The sequence below is a fragment of the Plasticicumulans sp. genome (genome assembly GCF_035331805.1).
GTDB lineage: Bacteria > Pseudomonadota > Gammaproteobacteria > Competibacterales > Competibacteraceae > Plasticicumulans.
The window spans coordinates 1-6,012 of the sequence record NZ_DAOLKE010000218.1; the positions used below are offsets into that span (position 1 = coordinate 1).

The window sequence follows — 6,012 nt, forward strand, 5'->3', positions numbered from 1 at the left end:
GTTGCTTGCGTTGGTCGCCGGCGTCGAGCGGTTGCAGCGGGACGCCGACGAGCGCCGCGGCGAGGTCGCGGCCGTTCGCGTCGGGCAAGGTAAAGCGGTAGCGGCTGGTGAGGAGTAGAAACGATTCGCTGCCGGCGGCGCGGGCGTGCGCGAAGGCGGCGAGGATCGCGCTCAGCGCGCTGCGCGCGTCGCCGGGCTGCAGCGGCGCGGCGGCGGTGGTCTGCGGCCGCAGATCGAGAACACGTTCGAGGTCATCGACGATGAGCAGCAGCGGGTCGGCCGCGCCATCTTCGAGCAGGGTTTCGAGCGCTTCGCGCAGGCTGGCGGGATCGTCGATGACGCTTTGCCGCCAGGTCTGACGAAAAGCGCGGCGCGCGGCCGCCGGCAGCGCGTCGGCCAGGCGGTCGAAGACATAGAGCGCGTCGTAGCGGGCGAAGACGACGACCGTGCGGTGCCGGCTGAGGCGGCTGGCGACGCGCGCCGCGAGGCTCGATTTGCCGAGGTTGGCCATGCCGTGCATGAGGACGCCGGCGGCGCCGCTGCGCTGGGCTTTGAATACCTGCTGCAAGGCGCGCCGGCGGCCGACGAATTCGCTGCGCCGGGCGACCGGGACGGCCTGCCGCTCGGCGTCGAGGAATTGCGCTTCGCTGGCGGCGCCGGGCGGCGTGCGTTTGGCCCGTCCACCGGCGCTCAGCGCGCCGCCGCCGGCCGGGCCGAGGTAGAGGCGGGCGAGGTGCCAGTGCCGCCCGCGCTCGTTGTCGGCGAGTTGCGCCTGGCGCAGCGCCAGGCGGGCGCGCGCAGCGGCGTGCGGCACCGTGTCGTGCGCCGCCAGGCTGCGGTAGAAGGTCTGCGCGAAGTCCATCGCGTCGCGGTCGTAGACCGAGCCGTCCCAGCCGAGGACGTGCGCGAAGCCGGCGCGCGTCAGGTCGCGGACGAAGGGTTCGACGCGCCGGCCGTCGCCGCTGTCGCTTTCTTCTGCGCTACGGCAGGCGGAGAGGAAGACGAGCGGTGTCCGGTCGGGGTCGCCGAGTTCGGCGGCCAATTCGCCGGCGTCGACGGCGGCCAGTTCGCCGGCCTCGTCTTCCAGCGCGAGCAGCGGCCCGCGCGCGTCGTCGATCGTGCCGTGGCAGGAGAGATGCAGCGCAGTGAACGGGCCGTCGAGGCGCAGGCGTTCGCCGAGTTGTTGGGCGCTGCCGCTTTCTTCGACGACGAGCTGCAGCGGCAGGCCGTCGGTGGCGGCGAGGATCGCCGCTTCTTCGCCTTCGAAGTCGAGAACATCGGCGCCGGCCGGCGCGGCGGCCATGAAGAGGACGTGCAGGTCGCGCCACTGCACCGCCAGCGCTTCGCCGACGGCGCCGATGCGGCGGACGACGGCGAAGAGCTGCAGGCCGTCGTCGGCGAGGTGGCCGTGCGGCCCGGCGAGGAGTTCCCACGGCGCGTCGAGCAGTGCGCGACCGAGTTCGGCGTGGTAGTCGTCGACGCGCACTTCGAAGGCGCGCACGCCGGGCCGGGCGGCCCAGGCGGAGGCCCAGCCGTTGCCGTCGAGGGCGGCGAAGAGTTCGCGCCCGATGGCGAGCAGCTCGCCGTCCATGCCGCTGCGCACGGCGTCTTCGTAGCGCGCGCAGCAGTCGACGAGGCGTTGCCGCAGCGGCTCGCCGGCCAGGCGCAGCTCGTCGGCGTCGGCGGCGCCGACGCCGGCGGTTGAGCGGCAGAGTACATCGCCGCCGAGCGGCCGGATGATGGCGCTGCTGTTCATGATCGTTTTCCCCCCTTGTCCGTGGCCGCTGACGGTGGCCCTTGATCGTGGTCGCTTCCCGGCGACCCCGCTGCCCCACGCAGCGCGCAGTGATATTAGTCGATTTTTGCCGGCAGGCGGCGAAGGGCGACCGGGAATGGGCCGGCTGGGGGCGCGGCGGCGGTGGATGATCGGGGTCGCGACCGGGGTCGCGACCGGCGTCGCGATCGGCGCAGTGCGCAGCGCCGGCCGCTGCGCGCGGCTGCGGCAGCCCTGATCCCTGATATATGATGGCGCCGGCCACTGGCGGGCGCTGCCCGGCGGCAAGGCCATTCCCCGAATCCTCTTCCTGAGCGAGCAGCGCATGGCGGCCAGTGCCCTCGAGTTCACCTATCGCTACCCCTGGGCGTCGGCCGTCGTCGCGACGCCGCAGGCGCGGACGCTGCAGCTTGCCACCTCGTCGCGCGGTGACGAGCACCCGTATTTCTTCCATGGTCGCATCGAGCAGCCGCGCAGCGTCGCCGACATGCTGCTGGCGCTGCTCGATGTGGTGCGCACGCACTACTTTCTGCCGCGGCCGCCGCAGATGGACCCGGTGGTGACCAGCAACGACGCGATGCTGCGCTTCGAGGGATTCAGCGGCTGTTGCGGCGTCTATGTGCGCGTCGATCTCGCCACCGCCGGGCTGACGGCCGAGCGGCACGGGCGCGGCACGACCAACGTCGACTTCAACCTGCCGATGCGCGCCGCGCTGATGCGCCTGCAGGAGCGGGAGCGGGTCGAGTTTTCGGTCGGCCGCGCCGCTTTCGCGCTCAGTCGCGGCGACGAGCGCGTCGTCGAGAAGAAGGTCCGCCTGCCGCTGCGCTGGCTGAAGGGTTTCAGCGAGGTGCAGGCCTATCTGCCGCGGCTGGTGCTGCGGGCGGAGGTGGACGGCGGCGAGGCGCGCCGCTTCGCGCGCAGCCTGCCGCTCACCAGCGTTCCCCGGCAACCGTCGTTTGTCATCTCCTCCGGCGCCGCGCTGCGCCTGAGCCAACGGCCGGCCGAGGGGGCGGTGGCGATCAGCGGCGTGCACCGGCTGCGCACGCTGCCCGGGCTGGTGCAGCGCGCCGAACGGCTGCGCATCTGGAGCGACGCGCTTTCCGGCGTCTCCGCATGGGAAGTCGTCTTTGCGGTCGGCCGGGTGACGTTGCTGGTCAGCCCGGAAACGCAGCGTGGCTTTTCCGGCGAAGGCCAGGTTCTGTCGTCGCTCGCCTCCGCCGCCTGGCAGAAAGCCCTGCCGCGGGTGCGCGCGCAACTGCACTGGCAGAACGAGATCGACGTCGGCGAGGTGGCGCGGGCAACCGAGCTCACTGCCGGCGAGGTGGAAGCGGCGCTGGCGGCGCTCGGCGCGCGCGGGCTGGCCGGCTACGATTGCAGCACCGGCCGCTACTTTCACCGCGAACTTCCCTTCGACCTCGAACGCGTCGAGGCGATGCAGCCGCGCCTGCTCGACGCCCGCCAACTGCTGGCCGACAACCGGGTGCGGCGGCTGCCGGGCAGCGGCGACGGCGATGACTTTGCCGTCGACGGCAGCGATGTCGTGCACCACGTTCGTCTGCGCGCCGACAGCGACCGCTGCTCTTGTCCGTGGTTCAGCAAGCAGCAGGGCGAGCGCGGGCCGTGCAAGCACATCCTCGCCGCCCGTCTGCTGCGCGACGGCGAGGCGGATACGGGCGTGGCGATGCCGGCATGAACGAGTGAGCGAATGAACGAGCGGGACTTCGCCGCGCTCGTCGCCCGCCAGTCGCCGGCGGAGATCGTCGATACCCTGCTCGCCTTGCCGCCCGACGAGCGGCGCGCGCTGGCGCCGATCGCCGCCGGGCTGTGGAAGGAAATCGACGGCGGCCGGCGGCTCAACGAGTGGCGGGTACTGCTCCCCGGCGCGGCGGCGACGCGCGAGGGAAACCTCGGGCGCGCCTGGCACGCGCAGCACGCCAGGCTCTCGCTCGCCGTCCTCGCGCTGTGTACCATCGACCAGGCGAAGCGCGTGCAGATGCTCGCGCGCGGCGATACCGAGTTGCTGCTGCGGCGGGTGGTCGCGGCGCGCGACGCCGGCTGGCGCGACGCCTGGCTGGGCCATCGCCTGCGCGACGAGTTCCCGGGACTGAGCTGGAACCTGGTGCGCGGCCTGGTGCGCGACGGATTGTGTCGCCGCCCGGACGACGGCGACGCCCTGCGCGGCTACCTGCAACTGATGGTCAGCGACCTCAATCCCGGCAGGTCGCCGCCCGGCGTCGAGTACCTGCCGCTGAGCGCGCGCCTGCTCGCCGACCCGGACCTGCTCGACGACGAAATCTGGCGGCTCTTCACCGTCGACACCAACGTTTTCGACAACGCCTGGGCGCCTCGGGATGGGCAAAGCCCGGCCGCTTACGAAAGCTGGAGCGACGCGCTGATCAGGCTCGCCGCTGAAGGGCGCATCGACCGCCGGCGCCTGCTCGAAGCGAGTCTCGCCGGTTTGTGGACGAGCAGCAGCTCGAACGTCCTCGCCGGCTACCACAAGCTGCATACGCGGCTGGCGCCGAGCGCCGACGAGCTCGACGCGTACGAGGCGCTTTACCGCGAGCTGCTCGGCCATCGGAGCGGCCATGTCGTCGGCTTCGCGCTGCGCCAGCTTGCGCTGATTGCCCGCCGGCGGCCGCTGGCCGGCGAAGCGACGCTGGCCGCGCTGCCGCCGCTGTTCGCGCTGCCGAGCAAGTCGCAGCCGCTGGCGGCGCTCAAACTCGTCGCCCGGCTGCTCAAGCAGGAATTGCCGGAGGGCGAGTTGGCGGCGGCCGCGCACGCCGTCCTGCGCGAAGCGCTGCGCCATCCGGCGAGCGAAGTGCAGCAGACGGCGGCGCAACTTTGCTGTGCCCATGCCGCGGCCTGGAGCGACGAGCAGCGGGCAGCGCTGCGTGCGGTCGCCGGCGAGCTGACGCCGCTGGCGCGCGCCCAGCTCGCCGCGCTCGGTGACGACGCGGCAAGCGAAGGGCCGGCGCTGCCGGGGTCGGCCGACGGCGAGAGCGCTGCCGTCTCGCCATGGCGCGTGCGCCTGCAGGCGCTGCCTTCCCGTCTGCGCGCCCTGGGCGGTTTGGCCGGCGAAGTCGATTTCTCGCGCCCGCCGCCGCCGCTGGCCTTCGCGCTGACCGATCTGCCTATGCTGACGAATCTGCCGCCACTGCTGCCGATCACCAGCGTCGACGCGCTGATCGACAGCGTCGCGCACGCCATCGAGGCGGTCGATTCAGCCGACGAGGTCGAGCGCATCGTCGACGGCATTGCCCGCCTGTTCGACCAGCGGCCGGCCGACTTCGCGGCGCGCACGCAAGCGCTGGTCAGGCGGATGTACACCGGTGCGCTCGCCGACGCGCGTGGCCTCGTCCTGCCCGGCGCGCCGAACGGCCTGCGCGATCTGGTGCTGACCTGGCTCGAGGGCGGCCGGCGGCGCACGCGCTATCCCTTCTGGCAGCAGGTGCGCGGACCGCAGCGCTTCTTCGACCGGCGTTTGTGGGAGCTTGCCGATCACCTCGAACGCCACGGTGCGTTGCCGCCGCTGGCGACGCCGACGCACGCCCAGGGCTGGATCGACCCGCGCGTCCTGGTCGAGCGCCTGCGCGGCTACGCCCAGACCGACCGCCGCCCGCTCGCCGCCGATCTTCTGCAGGCGGTGCTGCGTCTGGCGCCCGACGGGCGCGACCAAGCGCTCGCCCGGCTCGCCGAGCTGGACGCAGAATGGCTGCCGGCGCTGCGTTGGGCGCTCGGCGGCGACAGCGGTCCCGACGCGCAGAGCAGAAAGCAAGCTGCTCTGTGGATCGCCGCCGGCCGCGCGCGCGCGCCGCTGGCCGATCTGAGCGGCCCGCTGGCGCCGCTCGGCGTGTCGCTCGACTGGCCGGATGTCCTGCGCCCGGCCCGCTACCAGTGGGCCGCCGGGACGCGCACGCTGCGCCAGCAGCGCCGTGTCACGACCTACCCGAGCCTCGAACTGCAGGTTTTGCCGGCGTACTCGGCCGCGCCGCCGGCGCCGACGCCGGCCTGGGGAGCGGCGGCGAAAAATCGCGCCGGCGGCGCCTGGCTGCGGCGTTTCGCCGGCTGGCTGCGTCTGGCGGCGCCGTCGCTGGCCTTGCGCACGATCGACCCGAGCCTCGCCGTGCCGACCTGCCTGGCGCACGAATCGGCCGCGCATCGCTCGCTGGCGGTCGGCTACTCGGCACCCTGGCTGATCGAATGGACGCTGACGCTCTGGCCGCTCAACGTCGATG

The 6,012-nt window shown here is 73.0% G+C and carries 3 protein-coding genes; 2 read left to right on the forward strand and 1 reads right to left on the reverse strand.

Going from position 1 to position 6,012, the window contains the following annotated elements; translation table 11 throughout:
* A partial coding sequence (locus PKE44_RS13690) for a CHAT domain-containing protein (protein ID WP_324552122.1) occupies positions 1 to 2,068 on the reverse strand: 2,068 nt, incomplete at its 3' end.
* Positions 2,069 to 2,099: 31 nt separating this feature from the next.
* On the opposite strand from PKE44_RS13690, the gene PKE44_RS13695 reads away from it, so the two are divergent.
* Both PKE44_RS13695 and PKE44_RS13700 read left to right on the forward strand, forming a co-directional pair.
* Entirely contained in the window at positions 2,100 to 3,467 is a 1,368-nt protein-coding gene (locus PKE44_RS13695; RefSeq protein ID WP_324552124.1) for an SWIM zinc finger family protein, read from the forward strand.
* A gap of 12 nt (positions 3,468 to 3,479) precedes the next feature.
* Positions 3,480 to 6,012: DUF6493 family protein (locus PKE44_RS13700; RefSeq protein ID WP_324552126.1), on the forward strand; the 2,533-nt coding region annotated here is incomplete at its 3' end.

Bases quoted from the DNA above. Each gene is read 5' to 3' on its own strand.
- PKE44_RS13695 (WP_324552124.1), top strand. From the start codon at position 2,100: ATGGCGGCCAGTGCCCTCGAGTTCACCTATCGCTACCCCTGGGCGTCG.